At 68.6% G+C, this 16,554-nt stretch carries 13 protein-coding genes; 1 reads left to right on the top strand and 12 read right to left on the bottom strand.

What is annotated here, in order from left to right:
* Positions 1–49: 49 nt before the first annotated feature.
* Entirely contained in the window at positions 50–652 is a 603-nt protein-coding gene (locus ABG085_RS17320) for a GNAT family protein (protein ID WP_347976987.1), read from the bottom strand.
* Positions 653–800: 148 nt separating this feature from the next.
* Positions 801–2,999 carry an alpha/beta hydrolase-fold protein gene (locus ABG085_RS17325; RefSeq protein WP_347976988.1) on the bottom strand — a complete coding sequence of 733 codons (2,199 nt, stop codon included), beginning with the start codon at positions 2,997–2,999 and terminating at the stop codon, positions 801–803.
* Between the two features lie 366 nt (positions 3,000–3,365).
* Here ABG085_RS17325 and ABG085_RS17330 point away from each other — a divergent pair, with 366 nt between their 5' ends.
* The gene (locus ABG085_RS17330) at positions 3,366–4,817 is read left to right on the top strand and encodes an alpha/beta hydrolase-fold protein (protein ID WP_347976989.1); all 1,452 of its coding nucleotides are present in this window, start codon (positions 3,366–3,368) and stop codon (positions 4,815–4,817) included.
* 63 nt (positions 4,818–4,880) lie between these two features.
* On the opposite strand, the gene ABG085_RS17335 is transcribed toward ABG085_RS17330, so the two are convergent.
* From ABG085_RS17335 to ABG085_RS17380, 10 genes are all read right to left on the bottom strand, one after another.
* Entirely contained in the window at positions 4,881–5,900 is a 1,020-nt protein-coding gene (locus tag ABG085_RS17335) for a LacI family DNA-binding transcriptional regulator (protein WP_347976990.1), read from the bottom strand.
* Between the two features lie 12 nt (positions 5,901–5,912).
* The gene (locus tag ABG085_RS17340; protein ID WP_347976991.1) at positions 5,913–7,292 is read right to left on the bottom strand and encodes a cellulase family glycosylhydrolase; all 1,380 of its coding nucleotides are present in this window, start codon (positions 7,290–7,292) and stop codon (positions 5,913–5,915) included.
* A gap of 49 nt (positions 7,293–7,341) precedes the next feature.
* Entirely contained in the window at positions 7,342–8,853 is a 1,512-nt protein-coding gene (locus ABG085_RS17345) for an alpha-N-arabinofuranosidase (protein ID WP_347976992.1), read from the bottom strand.
* 49 nt (positions 8,854–8,902) lie between these two features.
* Positions 8,903–9,829 carry a carbohydrate ABC transporter permease gene (locus ABG085_RS17350; protein WP_347976993.1) on the bottom strand — a complete coding sequence of 309 codons (927 nt, stop codon included), beginning with the start codon at positions 9,827–9,829 and terminating at the stop codon, positions 8,903–8,905.
* On the bottom strand, positions 9,826–10,779 hold the full coding sequence (locus ABG085_RS17355; RefSeq protein ID WP_347976994.1) for a sugar ABC transporter permease: 954 nt from the start codon (positions 10,777–10,779) through the stop codon (positions 9,826–9,828). Before ABG085_RS17355 ends, ABG085_RS17350 begins: the two co-directional genes overlap by 4 nt.
* Positions 10,780–10,851: 72 nt before the next feature.
* Complete coding sequence (locus ABG085_RS17360; RefSeq protein ID WP_347976995.1) at positions 10,852–12,210, bottom strand: extracellular solute-binding protein; 1,359 nt, start codon at positions 12,208–12,210, stop codon at positions 10,852–10,854.
* A gap of 195 nt (positions 12,211–12,405) precedes the next feature.
* Positions 12,406–13,359 carry a 3-hydroxyacyl-CoA dehydrogenase family protein gene (locus tag ABG085_RS17365; RefSeq protein WP_347976996.1) on the bottom strand — a complete coding sequence of 318 codons (954 nt, stop codon included), beginning with the start codon at positions 13,357–13,359 and terminating at the stop codon, positions 12,406–12,408.
* Positions 13,356–13,817 carry a ribose-5-phosphate isomerase gene (locus ABG085_RS17370; RefSeq protein ID WP_347976997.1) on the bottom strand — a complete coding sequence of 154 codons (462 nt, stop codon included), beginning with the start codon at positions 13,815–13,817 and terminating at the stop codon, positions 13,356–13,358. Before ABG085_RS17370 ends, ABG085_RS17365 begins: the two co-directional genes overlap by 4 nt.
* Positions 13,818–13,820: 3 nt before the next feature.
* Positions 13,821–15,569: a dihydroxyacetone kinase family protein gene (locus ABG085_RS17375; protein ID WP_347976998.1), complete on the bottom strand. Its 1,749-nt coding sequence runs from the start codon at positions 15,567–15,569 to the stop codon at positions 13,821–13,823.
* Positions 15,566–16,543, bottom strand: a complete 978-nt coding sequence (locus ABG085_RS17380) for a sugar phosphate isomerase/epimerase family protein (RefSeq protein ID WP_347976999.1) — start codon at positions 16,541–16,543, stop codon at positions 15,566–15,568. Before ABG085_RS17380 ends, ABG085_RS17375 begins: the two co-directional genes overlap by 4 nt.
* Positions 16,544–16,554 lie beyond the last annotated feature (11 nt).

The following is a 16,554-nucleotide window of genomic DNA, read 5'->3' on the forward strand; positions in this document are numbered from 1 at the left end:
GATGGCGGATGCCGCGGGCAGCGGCATCCGCCATGACAGCCGTGGCCGGCTATGCGAGCGTCGAGTGCGCCGGCAGCGCGTCCCACTCCGCCCGGAGCACACCCATCACGACGGAGTCGTAGCGCGCACCGCGCACTTCGCGGGCGTCGCGGAAGCGCGCCTCCTCGACGAAGCCGAGCCGGTGCCCGACCCCGAGCATGCGGGCGTTGCCCGACCAGGTGGAGTAGTCCAGACGCACGACCTCGGTCGTCGCGAAGAGGTAGTCGGTCCAGATCCGCAGCGCCTCCGTGCCGACGCCGCGGCCCCGGGTCGCGGGGTCGTAGACGGTCAGGCCCATGCGGCGCCAGTCCGACTCCTCGGACTCCCAATGCCACGAGATGGAGCCGACCATGGCGTCGGGCGCCTCTTCCATCACGATCACCGCCCGGGCCAGGGGCGATTCGGCGGCGTACTCCCCCGACGCGATGCGACCGCGGAACCGATCGAGGCGCTCGTCGATCTCGGAGGCCGTGAGCTTCGCGAAGTACGGCCCGTCCCACCGGTGCCAGTCCTGCTCGGGCTGCAGCCAGCGGCGGTGCGCCTCGAGGTCGCCTTCCTCGTAGGCACGCACGGCGACGCCGCCGCTCCGGCCGATCACTCGATATCCGCTCACCCGCGTCAGTCTCGCAGGATGCCGCAGCCCGGCGCGATCAGCACACCGCGCAGCACCGCCGCCTCCGAGCGTGCGAGGGGCGGCGGTGCTGCGTCCGATGGGCCGGCCTCCGCGTCGGGCGCGCTGCGCGCCCGACGCGGAGTCCCGGTCACCCGTTCGGGTCCTGGAACAGACGCGGAGCCAGATCGATCAGGTTCTTCTGCCAGACGTCCCACCCGTGAGGGCCGACCGTCACGCCGTCGAACTCGTACTCGATGCCCAGCTGGTCCAGCACCGGAAGCGAGCTCATCACCGACCCGTACGTGAAGTCCGTGATGTCACCGGTGTAGATCCGATACAGCTCGGTGCCCGCATTGATGGCTGCGGCATCGACGCCCGCCGTCCCGCCGAAGCCGGCCGCGAACGTGCCGATCCAGGCGAACTCGCCGGGGTGCGCCTTCAGCACCGACACCGTCCGCGCGCCGCCGGCCGACAGTCCGGCCAGCGCCCGGTCGAGGGGATCGCTGCTGACGTTGTAGCGCTCCTCCGTCACCGGCACGACGTTCTCGAGCAGCTCCCGTGGGTAGTTGCTGACGTTGCCGTTGGGCATCACGACGACCATCGGCTCGATGGCGCCGTCCAGCGAGAGGTTGTCGAGGATCTGTCGCGCACGGCCGACCTCCACCCAGTCGGTCCAGCTCTGACCGCCGCCGTGGTTGAGCACGAACAGCGGATAGGGCTCGGCGCGGTCGGGGTCGTACCCCGGCGGGGTCCACACGTACGCGTTGCGCTGCTGACCGGCCACGGTGCTCTGGTAGGTCATGACCTCCAGGTTCCCGCCCTGTCCCTGGGGTACGTCGGCGAGCAGGCGCGAGCCTTCGCCGGGGACGAGGAAGGTGCTCCACGCCGGTTCCGACGTGACCTTCGTCGGGTTGGACGTGTCCTTGACGGACTGGCGATCGACGATGAGCCGGTAGTGGTAGAACTTCTCCTCGAGCGGGCCGACGGTCGCCCTCCAGCGGTCACCGACCTTGTTCATCTCCACGCGCAGCCAGCTGCCGCCCGGCGCCCAGTTCGCCCACACCGAGACGTACTCGGCGTCGGCGAAGTCGGTCGTCGTCTCGAAGGTCACGAAGTCGTCCTCGGTGAGCCAGGGCGTGGGCGTCGTGCCCGCGGCCGGCGGCTCGAAGCGCTCCGTGAGCGCGGTGTGCCCCTCGCTCATCGCGGGGTCCGAGGCCGCACCGGTGAACAGCCGGGGCGCGAAGTCGATGAGGTTCTCCTGCCAGGCGTTCCAGTTGTGCCCCGCATCCGGGTTCACACCGTCGAACTGGTAGTCCAGCCCCCGGGCGTCGAACTTCTCGAACGAGTCGTACACATCGTTGTAGGCGATGTCGGTCTTGTTGCCGACGTAGACGCGGAACAGCTCGGTGCGGTCGTTCATCCTGTCGACGGGGATCGCATCGAGGTCGCCGAAGCGTCCCGCACCGAAGGTGCCGATCGCGTCGAACTCGCCGGGGTGCTCGCTGAACACCTCGAACGCCTGCCCGCCGCCCATCGAGAGGCCTGCCAGGGCCCGATGGTTCTTGGAGGGCGAGACGTTGTAGGTGCGCTCCACGGCCGGGACGATGTTCTCGAGCAGCTCCGCCGAGAAGTCGTCGACATTGCCGTTGCCCATCACCACGAGCATGTCCTCGAGCTGTCCGGCCAGCCACAGGTTGTCCAGGATCTGCTCGGCGCGCCCCACCTCGACCCAGTCGCGGTAGCTCTGGCCGCCTCCGTGCTGGAGGTACAGCACCGGGAGCTTCTTGCCCTTGGGCGTGTACGTCGGCGGAACCCAGACGAGCGCCTGACGCTCCTCGCCCGCGACCGCGCTGTCGTACGACAGCGTCTGGATGACGCCGGCCTGCTCTGGGGCGTCGGCCAGCAGCGCTGCCGAGTCGCCCGGGATGAAGAACGTGCTCCACTCCGGTTCGGATGCGACGCTGGTCGGGTTGCTCGTGTCCTTCAGGACTTTGCTGTCGTCACCCGTGACCTGGTAGTAGTACAGGCCGGGCTCGAAGGGTCCGTACGTCGCCGTCCAGTTCGCGCCGCTGCGCTGCAGTCCGATCTGCGCCCAGTTGTGCGAAGGCCCGAAGTTGCCCTCGACGACCACCTGCGACACCGGCCCCACCGCGGCTTCGACGGCGGCGTTCGGCACGGCGATCCGCAGATAGCCGCCTTCCTGCTGCGCGATCCACGGGTCCGCCGCGCTGGCCGGCGCGGCCGCCATCAGCCCGGCGAACGCCAGGACTGCGGCCGTGACGACCGCGACGGCTCGTCTCGCTCTCCCGAACCGGCCCGAGCGCCGGTCCTCGGATGTGATCTCCATCGATTCCTCATCTCGTGTGACTCGACCGACTCCAGGAGCTCGTTGACCCCGGGGTCGACTGGCTGAGACGGGCAGGCACACGGCGACGTGCGCATTTACAACGTAGTAACTCCCGTCTCCGCTCACTCTTACAGAGCCACTCGCATCCGGTCAAGAGAAATGTACAACGTCGTAAAGATTAACTTTACAACGTCGTAAACCGGCGATAGCGTGGCCCCGCCGAGCGGGACCGCCCGGCGCTCAACGGCCATTCGAGGAGGAACGGTGGAGAGTATCGCGCAACAGCGCAGACCTGACGCGGGGGTCCCGCACGAGGTCCAAGAGGACCGAATCTTCGGCAGCCGGCGCCTGAGGGCACTGGCCGTCGTGATTCTCGCGTGGGCCATGCTGCTCACCATGGCGCCGGGCACGGCCCGAGCCGCCGAGGGGGATCTGACCCCCGGCCCGACGATCATCGCGGATCCGGAGTCGCCCACCGGCTACACCGGGCGCTTCGTCTACTACAACCCCGACGCGACCAGCGTCCGCTTCGTCGCGGACATCATGCTGCGCAACTGGGAGGACCGCACGGACACCACCGTGTACAGCCCGTGGGACTACCGCCCGGGACTCATGCGCGGCGGCGGCGCGTACGACGTCGAGATGACGAACGCGGGCGGCGGGTACTGGGTGGCCGAGGTGCCGCTCGCGGCCGGCGTGAACCAGTACTGGTTCTACGTGAACAACAACACGAGCCTGTGGGTGGCAGACCCGGCGAACTCGCCGATCTACGCGCCCGACGGGCTGACCGGCACGGCTCGGCGCGCGTTCAACAAGGTGTTCGTCCCGTACGACGCGGCCAAGCAGGACTACGAGCCCCTCGCCGCGCGTCAGATCGAGCTCGAGCGGGCCGATTCCCCGAAGGGCACGTGGAGCTATGTCCCGTTCGAGGTCAACGGCACGACGCGCACGATGGGCGTCTACCTCCCGCCGGGTTACGACCCCGACCGCGCCGAGCCGTACAAGACGATCTACATGCAGCACGGTGGCGGCCAGGATCAGTCCGACTGGATGAACATCGGCGACGTCCCGGTCATCATGGACAACCTCATCCAGGACGGCGACACCGAGCCCGCGATCGTCATCACGACGAACACGAACTACCTCGGCGCCGCCAACCAGGGCTACCCCAACCTGCGGAACGTCGTCATCCCGTTCGTCGAGTCGAACTACAACGTCTCGACGGACGCGATCGACCGCGCATTCGCGGGTCTGTCGGCCGGCAGCTTCGTGACGCAGAACCTGATCAACTTCGATGCCGACGCGTTCGGCTACTACGGGCCGTGGAGCGGCGGGGCGAGCGTTCGCACCACGACGCCGAACCTGGCGGCGCCCTACATCCTGTACGGCGGCGGGCTCTGGGACTTCGGCCTGCCGAACGCGAACACGGTCGCGGCACTCGACAACGTCGGGTTCGTCGAGAACGTGGTCGTGGCCGGTGCGCACGACTTCAACGCGTGGAACCAGCTGTTCACGACGTTCGCGCGCGACTACCTCTGGCACCCGGAGGCGTTCATCAAGGATGAGATCGACACCCTCAAGGCGAGTGTCGCGGGCACGGCTCTGAACGGCGGGAACAAGAACGCCCTCACGGTCAAGCTCGATCAGGCTCTCAGCCTCGTCGCCAAGGGCGACAGTGCGGGCGCCCTCGAAGTGCTGAACGGCTTCGTCGCCCAGGTGGACGGCTTCACCGCCGCCGGGAAGCTGACGGCGGATCAGTCCGCCGCGCTGCTTCCGGTCGCCCAGAAGATCCTCTTCAACGTGGGTTACTGGCAGTAGTCACTCACCGACGCGGGTTGCCGGCAGAGCCTCTCTGCCGGCAATCCGCGTTTTCGCCGGCCGTCAGCCGCGGGGCGATGGCGCGGGCTTCGCGGTCGAGTCGCGGACCACGAGCCGTGTCGCCAGCTCGATGCGGGTGACCTCCGGCCGGGACTGTTCCAGCAGCTGGAGCACGAGGCGGGTCGCCTGTTCGGCCATCTCACGGAGGGGCTGGTGGACCGTCGTCAGCCGAGGGTGGGCCAGCTCGGCGATGGCCAGGTCGTCGAAACCCACCACCGAGAGGTCGTGGGGCACGGTCATCCCCAGGGCCGCCGCCGCATGCAGCACGCCCAGCGCCTGCGCGTCGTTGCCCGCGAAGATCGCGGTCGGCGGATCGGCCAGTCGCAGCAGCTCGCTCGCATGCCGTTCCCCGCCGTCCCGCTGGAAGTCCCCGAAGCGGACCCATTCCGGCGCGATCGGCATGCGCGCCGACGACATCGCCGCGCGGTAGCCGTCGAGCCGCGCCAGCGCGCACATCACCGATTCCGGACCGGTGATCGCCGCGATGCGGCGGTGTCCGAGCTCCAGCAGGTGCCTCGTCGCCGCCAGCCCGCCCGACCAGTTCGCCGAGCCGACGGAGGGGATGTCCTGGGCGGGGTCGCCCTCGGGATCGATGATGACGTAGGGGATGCCGCGTGCGGTGAGCCTCTCCCGCCCTTCCGGCGGGATGCCGGCGAAGAGCAGGATGATGCCCGTCGGCGCGCGGCGCACGACCGACTCCAGCCACTCCGGTCCCGGCGCGTGGCGGTCGCCGCTCACCGAAAGGGAGACGGCGAGTCCCACCGCGGCGGCGCTCTCGCGGACGCCTTCGAGGATGGCGAGCGCCCACTCCCCCTCGAGCTCGTGCAGAACGACCTCGATGTACTCGCGCCGCTGTCTGCTCTTCCTGCGCCGGTACCCGCTCTCGCGGAGGTGCTCCTCGACGAGTGCCCGCGTCGCCGACGACACGTCGGTCGCGCCGTTGAGGACCTTCGAGATGGTCGTGAGCGACAACCCGGTCTGAGCAGCGATCTCGTTGAGCGTCACTCGCTGGGTTCGTGCCATGTCGCCGCCCGGCTAGCTCGTCGCGCGCCGGAGTATCGTCGCCAGGTCCTCGCGGATGCGGCACTGGCGGAACGAGAACGCGTCGGCGAGTGCCTCCGCCTCGTCCGGCCCGACGCCCTCGAACGCACGGGCGAACTCGTCCACCAGGGCTTCCGCGAGCATCACGTGACGGACGTGCCCGTGGATCCACCGGCGCGCACCCCACGGGTAGGGCTGGAAGTCCGGGAACTCCTCCTGGAAGAGCCGCTCGATCGGCTCGAGGATGTCGCGGACCCCCGCGTCGGTCGAGCCCCACGAATCGACGCCGAAGCGGGCCTTCCTCTCGAGCACCGGCGCGATGCGCCGCAGGTAGGCGGAGTCGGGATCCACCGTGACGACCCCCTGCAGGCCGATGTCCTTGTAGGTCCACAGTGCCCAGCTCGCGTCGTGGCGGTCGAAGATCGCGAGCTGGTCCTCGAGCAGGCGATACCGCTGCTCATCACGCGCGGGGTCGCCGGTGTAGACCGGTCCGAACTCTCCCACCCAGATCGGCGTGCCGGTCTCGCGCATGTACGCGGTGCGTTCGAGGAAGGTCTGCTCCACGCGATCCCTGTCGACGTACTGCCCGCGCGAGATCCCCGGATACGGGCCGCCGTCCACGAACCCGGGCAGGGCGTAGTCGTGCGCCGTGTACACGCAGTTCGGGAGCGGGTCCCCCAGCTGGTCGAACTGGGTGGAGTAGCGGTTGCCGTCGAGGAAGAGGATGTGATCGGGGTCCACCGCGCGGATGGCGGCCTCGAGCCGGCGATAGAAGGGCCCGATCGCCGTGCCTTCGACATCCCCGGGCTCGTTGACCGGGTTGTAGCCGGCGACCCAAGGGTTGCCGCGATAGTGATCGGCGATCCTCTCCCACAGGTGCACGACGCGGTCCTGGAACTGCCGCTGCGACCAGAAGTGCGCCCACTGGGTCGGGTTGTCGCTGTGCCAGTGCTGGTTCTGGGCCCCGGGAAGGGCGTGGAGGTCGAGGATCGTGTAGATGCCGTGACTCGCGCACGCCTCGACGACCTGGTCCAGCAGGCGGAAGCCTTCGTCCCGGATGACGAAGGGCTCTGCGTCGCTCTCGAAGTGATGGTAGTTGAACGGGACGCGGAGCGAGTTGGCTCCGAGCGACTGGAGGAACGCGGCATCCTCCGCGGTGAAGAACGCCGCCATGAACCTCCCGAAGAAGCGCTCGTACGCCTCTTCCCCCAGCACGCGACGAAGTGCCCGACGCTGCTGCGACTCGGCGCCCGCGTAGCCGGTGATGAAGTTCTCCATGTTCATCCACCCGCCGAGCCCGAAGCCCTTCAGCGTGACAGGCTCGTCGCCCGCCACGATGCGGGTTCCCTCGACGCGGAGCACGTGCTGCGTCATCCTCATTCCTTCCTGCGTGGGTGCGGCCGGCGCGCGTGGGGCGCCGTGCTCAGTCGAATGTGAGAACCGTCCACGAGACGGGAGGGAGTGTGACGGTGATCTTCCCGTCGTCGGCGTGGACGGACGAGTTGGTCCTAGGGGCCACTCGTTCGGGATCGTCGAGCGTGTTGGCGGCGTGGATGTCGTCGTCGAAGAGCGAGACCGCGGTGGCGTTCGAGACGCGGCCGAGGGCGACGACGTCGACCTCGAGGGACACCTCGTCCGCGAGGCTGCGGTTGACGATGAACACCGTCGTCCCGCCGCCGCTCTCGTCGTGGGTCGCGACCGCGTCCACGATGGGCACGTCGCCGTACAGCTGGGTCGAGTAGGTCGGGCTGTCGAGCTTGAGCTCGAGGGCGACGTCCCGCGCCAGACGCGACGTGAGCGAGAACGGATAGAAAGTCGTCTGGCGCCACGCCGGTCCCCCGGGCTCGGTCATGATCGGTGCGATGACGTTGACGAGCTGCGCGAGACTCGCGGCCGTCACGCGGTCGGCGTGGCGGATGAGCGAGATCATCAGGCTGCCGAAGACGACGGCGTCGAGCACCGAGTAGGAATCCTCCAGCAGCCGGGGAGCGACCGGCCACTGCGCGACATCGGTGATCTTGTCGACCTCGTTGAACCGCGACTGGTACCAGACGTTCCACTCGTCGAACGAGATGTCGATGGTCTTGTCGCTGTGGCGGAGCGCCTTCACGTGGTCCGCCGTCGCCACGACGGCGTCAATGAACCGGTCCATGTTCACCCCGGAGGCCAGGAAGCTGCCGTAGTCCTCGCCCTTCGGCTCGTAGTAGGCATGGCACGAGATGTAGTCCACGTGGTCGTACGTGTGGCTCAGCACCACGCGTTCCCAGTCGCCGAAGGTCGGCATCTGGGCGCTCGAGCTGCCGCAGACCACGAGTTCGAGATCCGGATCGATCTGCCTCATGGCGCTCGCCGTCTTGGCAGCGAGCTGCGCGTATTCCTCCGCCGTGCTGTGGCCGAGCTGCCACGGCCCGTCCATCTCGTTGCCCAGGCACCACATCCGGATGTCGTGGGGCTCGGCGTGGCCGTTCTCGACACGCCTGTCCGACCAATGGGTGCCCGACCGCAGGTTCGCGTATTCGAGGACGTCGAGTGCTTCGAGGATCCCCCGCGTCCCGAGGTTCACGGCGTACATCAGCTCGCTGTCGACCTTCTTCGACCAGCTTGCGAACTCGTCCAGCCCGATCTCGTTGGTCTCCGTCGAGTGCCACGCGAGATCCAGCCGCCGCGGCCGCGCCTCGCGCGGTCCGACGCCGTCCTCCCAGCGGTATCCCGACACGAAGTTGCCGCCGGGATAGCGGATCGTCGTCACCCCGAGCTCGCGCACCAGCTCGATGACGTCGGTGCGGAAGCCCTCCTCGTCCGCGCTCTCGTGTCCCGGCTCGTAGATGCCGTCGTAGACGCATCGCCCCAGGTGCTCCACGAACGAGCCGAAGAGTCGTCGATTGATGGGGCCGATCGTGAAGTGCGGGTCGATGGTGAGATGTGCGCGGATCATGCTGCTCTTCCAGGAAGCGGGGGAAACGGGTCTCGGGGCGGGCGCGGGGTCATTTCAGGCTTCCGATCGCGAGCCCGCCACGCCAGTACTTCTGCAGTGCCAGGAACGCGATGATCAGCGGGATGACCGACACGAGCGAGCCGAGGATGATGATGCTCCAGAGCGTCTGCCCGCCTGCGGCGCCGTACGTGGACGCGGTCGACTGCCAGACGCCGATGCCGACCGTGACGGGGAACAGCCGGTTGTCCGAGAGCATGACGAGCGGAAGGAAGTAGTTGTTCCACACGGCTACGACCGACAGCAGCAGCACGGTCACGATCGCGGGCCGCAGCATCGGCAGTGCGACCCGGAAGAACGTGCGGAACTCCCCCGCGCCATCCACGCGGGCGGCGTCGAGGAGCTCGTCGGGCACGGCATCGCGCGCGTACACGTTCATGAGGTAGACGCCGAAGGGGTTGAGCAGCGAGGGGAAGATCACGGCCCAGACCGTGTTCGTCCAGCCCACCTGCGCGAACAGGACGAAGGTGGGGATCACGAGAGCGGTCGTCGGCACCATGACGGCGCCGAGCAGGATCGCGAAGGCGGCCCGGCGCCCCGCGAACCGGTACTTCGCGAAGCCGTACCCTGCGAGGACCGCGAGCACCGTGGCGCCCAGCCCGCCCAGGACGGCATAGAGGGCGGTGTTGGCCAGCCATCGCCCGTAGATCCCTCCGCCGTACGTGAACAGGTCGACGAGGTTTCCGAGGTAGTTGATGTCTTCCGCGAACCACAGGGCATTCTCGCCCCCGAACAGGCCGGCCGCGGTCTTGGAGCTGTTGACGATCAGCCACCAGAACGGCACCAGGAAGTAGACCACGAGCAGCGCCAGCACGATGTTCAGCGACGCACGCCCGCGGGTTCGCGGGGCCGACCGTCGCTCGACGAGCTTGCGCGGCTTGCCGCGGGGCTCGGTGATCTCGATAGGCGTGGCACTCATTCGAAGAAGCTCCCTCGCTTGCGGGTTGCGAACAGGAAGATGTAGACGCAGACGAAGACGACGGCACCGAGGGCGAACGAGATCGCCGCGCCGTAGTTGTAGTTCGCCAGTGAGAACGCCTGATAGAAGGCGTAGATGTTGGGCGTGAAGTCGTTCGGGATGGATCCTGCCGCCAGCTCCTGGAGGATCTTCGGCTCATTGAAGAATTGCAGGGTTCCGATGAGGGCGAACACGAGAATGAGCAGGAGTGCCGGTGAGAGGAGGGGGATCTTGATCCGCCAGATGATCTGCCACTGCGAGGCGCCGTCGATGCGTGCCGCCTCGTACAGGGTCGGGTCGATCCCCTGCAGCGCCGCGTAGAGGATGATCATGTAATAGCCGGCCCATTGCCACGTGACGATGTTGAGGAGGCCGTAGAAGATCAGGCTCTTGCTCAGGAAATCAGGAGCCTCAGCTCCGAAAATTCCGAAAATGTCCGCGAGCGGGCCGAAGTTCTCGCTGTAGAGGAACCCCCACATCAGCGCGCCGATCACCGTCGGGATCGCATACGGCAGGAAGATCATGAGCCGCGAGAACCGGGCGAACCGGGTCACGATGATGTCGAGCATCAGGGCGATGGCCAGCGAGATCGCCATCTGCAGCGGAATCAGCACCACCGAGAACCGGATGACGAACCAGACGCCGTCGAGGAAGTTCGGATCTGTGAACGCCTTGGCGTAGTTGCCGAAGAGGACGAACCGGGTGCCGCCGATGAGCGACTTCTGGAAGAGGCTCAAGTAGAGCGCGTAGCCGATCGGCAGCACGAGCAGAGCCAGGAAGATGATCCCGAACGGTCCGACGAAGAGCCATCCGAAGAGGTTCTGACGAGCGGCGGTCGAGCGACGACCGCCCTTCTTCGTGAAGGGGCTCGACCCCTTCTTCGTTGGGGGACTTGCGGTTGAGGTGGTCATGATTTCTCCGGGTCAGAAGGGAATGACCGGGGGGCCGGTCCGCGCGAGCACGGACCGGCCCCCCGTGCCATGTCACTCGACGGTGAAGCCCTGCTCCTCCGCGTAGGCCACGACAGCCTCCTGGAGCGCGTCCGCGGCTTCAGAGCCCGTAGCGGATCCGTCGTTGATGTTCTGGATCTGCTCCGTGAGGGTCGAGTAGTAGAACTGCTGGAGCGGCGTGTAGACCATGCCCTTGTAGGCATTGGCCGCCGGGACATAGACCTCCTTGTTGGCCTGCTGGCCGCTGAAGAAGGGCACCTCGTAGTCCTGGAACGCCGGATCCTCCAGCACGTCCACGTTGAGCGGGAAGATGATCTGGTCCTGCCAGCCCTGATCGAGCGACGCCTGGTCCGCATAGACCCCGAACGCCACCTTGGCTGCCAGCTCAGGGTCGTCCGCCTGGCTGCTCACCGAGAACGCCGAGCCGCCCCAGTTGATCGCGACGGGGTCGGCCGGATCCCACTGCGGCAGCGGAGCGGTCGCCCACACGCCTTCGTCCGCACCCTCGCCGACGCCCGCGCCCTGGAGGTAGCCGGGAGCCCAGGCCGCCGAGAGGTACGTGGCGTAATCGCCGCCGATGACGCCGGCGATGTACTCGGGAGTGAACTGGTCCTCCGTGCCCACGAGGCCCTTCTCGACGAGGCCCGCCCAGTAGTCGAGGACTCGCTTGATCTCCGGGCTGTTGAGGTTGATCCCGATCTGACCCTCGTTGGCGGGGTCGTACGTGAACGGCTCGGCGCCGGTCTGGTACATGTACGCCGTCACCGCTGCGGGCTGGTTCGCAGCGAAGCTCGCGAAGACCGGACCTCCGGCATCCTTGACCTGCTGCGCCGTCGCCTCGAACTCCTCCCACGTGGTGGGCGGCGTGATGCCGTACTGCTCGAAGACGTCGGTGCGGTAGATCATGCCCATCGGGCCGCCGTCGATCGGAGCGCCGTAGACGCCGTCGCCGACAGAGACGTCCTTCCACGCGCCCTCGCTGAAGTTGTCCTTGACGTCCTCATAGCCGAGGTCGCTCAGGTCGACGAGGGCGTCCTGGGCCTGGAAGACCGCGATCCGGTCGGCCTCGACCATCATGACGTCGGGCGCGCCGCTGCCGCCCGAGATCGCCGTCTGGAACTTGTCGTACGCGTCACCGCCGGCGCCGGCGTTGGTCCAGCAGACCTGGACGTCGTCGTTCTCTTCGTTGAAGTTGTCGACGACGGTCTCGGAGTTCGGGTACCACGCCCACAGGGTGACGACGGGGGCGTCGGGGTTCTTGATCTCGTTGGAGCAGTTGGATGCATCTCCACCGCCGCCGTTTTCGTCGCCGCCATCTCCGGCGGTGCAGGCAGTCAGGGCGCCGACCAAGGCGAGCGCTGTGACTGCAGCAAGGACAGGCTTCGTCTTCACTGGAGTTTCCTTTCGGTATTGCTGACTTCTTCGTCGGTGCACGACCGCTGCGAGATCCGCCCGCTCGGGTAAGCGAGTCCGATCCGGCTCTGGTCTACAACGTTGTAGAGCAACGTTGTAGACACTTTTCCACCGCCCCCGATGACTGTCAAGGGCCGGACGAAATTTTCTCGGCGGGCGGCGAAAGTTCTGCGATCAGTAGTCGACGGGCGCGTCGCCGAGCCGGGCGAGGAGGTCGCGCAGGGCGGCATAGGCCTCGTCGCGGTACGCCGCCAGGTCGGGCGCCCGCTCGGCCGGAGTCGCGAGGAAGCCTCGGCCCGATTTCAGGCCCTTGTCGCCGCGCGCCACTCGCTCCCGGAGGATCTCGGGCTCGGCGAAGCGGTCGGGATAGGCGCTGTGCAGCGAGTCGTAGCAGAACTCGTAGACGTCGAGCCCGGCGATGTCCGCGATTGCGAAGGGCCCGAAGAAGGGCAGACGGAATCCGAACGTCGTCCGGGCGATGAGGTCGATGGCCTCCGGTGTCGCAACCCCCTCCTCCACGAGCCGGGCGGCCTCGCCGAAGAGCGCATACTGCAGCCGGTTGAGCACGAAGCCGGTGACATCGGTGATCGGCACGCCGACCTTGCCGCACTCCCCGAGGAGCTCGACGATCTCGGTCACCGCATCGGGCCGGGTGCCGGCGTGCGGGATGACCTCCACGCCGGGGACGAACGGCGCGGGGTTGCTGAAGTGCACGCCGAGGAAGCGCTCGGGCCCGGTGACGGCCTCGGCCAGGGTGCCGATGGAGATCGTCGACGTGTTGCTGCCGATGGTCGCGCCCGGCGGGCAGTTCGTGCTGATCCGACGCAGGGTCTCGTGCTTGATGGCCACCACCTCGGGCACGGCCTCCTCGATGAAGTCCACGTCGGCGACGGCATCCTCGATGGAGGGAGCCGCCGTCACACGGGCCGCGATCGTCTCCCGGGCGTCCGGCGGGAAGAGCCCCCGGGCGGCGTAGTCGTCCGCCTCGCGGATGACGCGCTCGAGATTGGCGGCCGCGAGCTCCGCGGTGACGTCCGCGAGGACGACGTCTCTTCCGGCGAGCGCGAGCACCTGGGCGATGCCCCCGCCCATGTAGCCCGACCCCACGACCGCGACTTTGCCGATCATCCTTCGTCCTCCTCGAATCGCTCGATCAACTGCACCTTCTTCGCCGACGGCGACGTGGGGTCGAAGTGATGACCCAGCCACTCGACGACGAGCTTCTTCGCGAGCTCCAGCCCGATGACGCGCGCGCCGAGCGTCAGCACCTGCGCGTTGTTGCTCTTGACGGACCGCTCGACGGAATAGCTGTCGTGTGCTGTCACCGCGCGGATGCCGCGCACCTTGTTCGCGGTGATCGCCACCCCGAGGCCGGTTCCGCAGATGAGCAGCGCACGATCGGCCTCGCCCCGCGCGACCAGCCGCGCGGCCGCGACGGCCACGCGCGGGTACGGGGTGGAGTCAGCGCTCGCGACGCCGACGTCGATGACATCGCTCACGCGCGGGTCGCTCGAGAGCAGCTCTCGCAGCACTTCCTTGTATTCGTAGCCGGCGTCATCCGCGCCGACGACGATCTTCAGACCCATGTCTCACTCCACTTCCGTGCCGGCGTCCGCGGCGTGCGCGACCGCGTCGGCGATGACCCAGAACGATGTGGCACCCGGGTCGGGATGCCCGACGCTGCGCTCCGCAAGCGGGCGCGCGCGCCCGAGGCGAGGAGTCATGGCCGACGTCGCGTCCGCCCCCTCACGCGCGGCGGACGCGGCGACGGCGAGCGCGGCGGCGAGCTCCTCGCCTGCCGTGACGCGTGCCGTCAGGGCCTCTTGGAACGGCCCCATCGCATCGAGCATCGTCTTGTCGCCGAGCTTCGCCCCGCCGACCTCGCCGACCCGCCGGCACGCGGCGGCGACGGCGGCCGCGACATCCGCCGAGGTGTACCGATCGCGGTCGCCGAGCGCCAGCCCCAGTTCTGCGAGCGCCGCACCCCACAGGGCTCCGGACGTGCCGCCTGCGGTCTCCGACCACGCGTCGCCGGCTCTCTCGAGCAGTTCCCGCACGCCGATCCCCTCGTCCACCGCCCCGCTCGCATCGACGGCGGCATGGAGACCCCGCATCATCCCGATGCCGTGGTCGCCGTCTCCGGCGACGGCGTCGAGCTCGCCGAGGTGCTCGACCTGCGCCCCGACCGCGTCCCGCGCCTGCTGCAGCATCCGCCGGACGGTCAGCGCCGCGCGGCGGGAAGCCTCGGTGGCGACGGATGCCGCGACCCGCGTCGCCGGAGCCGCCTCGGCATTCCTCCGGGGCGTCGCCCCGTCCCGGCGAAGCCCACGGGAAGCGGTCCCCGCGACGGAACCCTTGCGGAATCCCGGAGCGGACGCAGGTGCCCGCCACAGCTCCTCCAGTTCGTCGTCCAGCCACAGCACGGTGAGCGACACCCCTGCCATGTCCAGGCTCGTGACGAACTCGCCGCACTCGGGCTCGACGATCTCGATCCCCCGACTCTCGAGGTGCTCGGCGACGAATCCGAAGAGGACGAAGAGCTCTTCGTACTTCACGGATCCGAGTCCGTTCAGAATGACGGCGGCCCGCGTGCAGCCTTCGGGTCGCTCGGCGAGCAGCGGCTCCGCCAGCGTGACCGCCAGGTCGGGGGCCGTCTGGAGAGGCACGTCCCGCACGCCCGGCTCGCCGTGGATCCCCAGCCCGATCGACATCACGCCGTCCGGGACCTCGAACAGCGGGTGGTCCGCCCCCGGCAGGGTGCAGCCGGCGAACGCGACGCCGTGGCTGCGCGTCCTGCTGTTGGCGTGCGCCGCGAGGCGCTCGACCTCGTCGATCGAGTCACCGCGTTCGGCCGCGGCGCCGGCGACGTGGAAGACGCAGAGGATGCCGGCGATCCCCCGGCGCTCGTCGCGCGCGTCGAGCGGAGCACTCGCGACGTCGTCCGTGATGAGGACGGTGCGGGCGTCGACGCCGTCGGCGCGCAGCCGGCGTTCCGCTTCGCCGAAGTGGATGACGTCGCCCGCGTAGCGGCCGTAGGTGAAGAGCACCCCGCCTCCCGCGTCGGCCGCGCGGGCGACGCGCAGCGCCTGAGCCGTCGACGGAGAGGTGAAGATGTTGCCGCACACGGCGCCTGCGGCGAGGCCCGGGCCGACGAAGCCTGCGAATGCCGGGTAATGTCCCGAGCCGCCGCCGATGAGCACCGCCACCCGGCCGGGCTCGAGCGGCTGTGCGCGCACGACGCCGCCGTCCACGAGGGCGACCTCCTCCCGGTGGGCGGCGGCGAAGCCGCGAAGCGCGTCCGCGACGAAGGCATCCGGGTCGGAGAAGATCCGCGTCATGCGGACACCTCCCCCTGGTGCGCCTGACGCACGCGGCTGGTTCCCGGTGTGTACCCCCGGCGGGGAAGGACCCGGCCGCGCAGGTAGTCGCGGTTCGTCGCACTCACGCTGAGCCCGTCGCCGCCGTAGTGCTCGACGCAGATCACGCCCTGGAAGCCGTTGCGCAACGCGATCTTCACGGCGTCGCGGTAGTTGATGACGCCGAGCTCGAGAGAGGTCGGCACGGTCGAGAACAGGCCGGCGGCGGCATCCTCGTCGCGTGTGTAGTTCTTGACGTGCCAGAAGTTGGCGTACGGCATCGTCGCCTCGGCGATCGCCCGCCAGTCCTCGACGGGCTCGTGGAGGCGGATGAGGTTGCCGATGTCAGGGTTGAGCCCGACGACATCGAGGCCGATGTCCTCGACCAGCCGCACCGCCGACGCCGCCGTGCCGAGGAAGGTGTGCTCGTACAGCTCGAGCGAGAGCAGCATCCCCAGTTCGCCGGCGTGGCGGCCCAGCTCGCGGAGGCGGGTCACGGCCAGCGCCCAGGCCTCGTCGTCGTCGAAGGGATCGCGGTGGCCCTCGACGGTCCAGAACCAGAGCTGCGCCCGCTGTTCCGGGGTCAGTGCCCGATGCAGGCCGACCGACACCACCCCCACGCCCAGTTCGGCGGCGACATCGAGGGTCCGGTGCGCATACGCGAGGTGCTCGGCGCCGTGTCGCTCGTCGATGACGCTGCGCCGGATCGCCGAGAGTGACACGGCCGTGAGTCCGGTGGATGCGAGGCATTGGCCGAGATCGCTGGCCTGCTGCGGTGAAAGGTCGCCGTATCTCACCCAGGAGTCGGTGAGATCCACCTCGCCGAAGCCGGCGTCGCTGACCTCGAGGAGGTCGGCGCGCCAGCGCTCGATCGGCGAGCCGGGCTCGCCGGTGGGATGGGCATCGCCCTGGGAAAGCATCGCGGCCGCGATGGGCCAGTCGTTCGCCGTCAGCATCGTGGGTCCTC

Source organism: Microbacterium sp. ProA8 (genome assembly GCF_039905635.1).
GTDB lineage: Bacteria > Actinomycetota > Actinomycetes > Actinomycetales > Microbacteriaceae > Microbacterium > Microbacterium chionoecetis.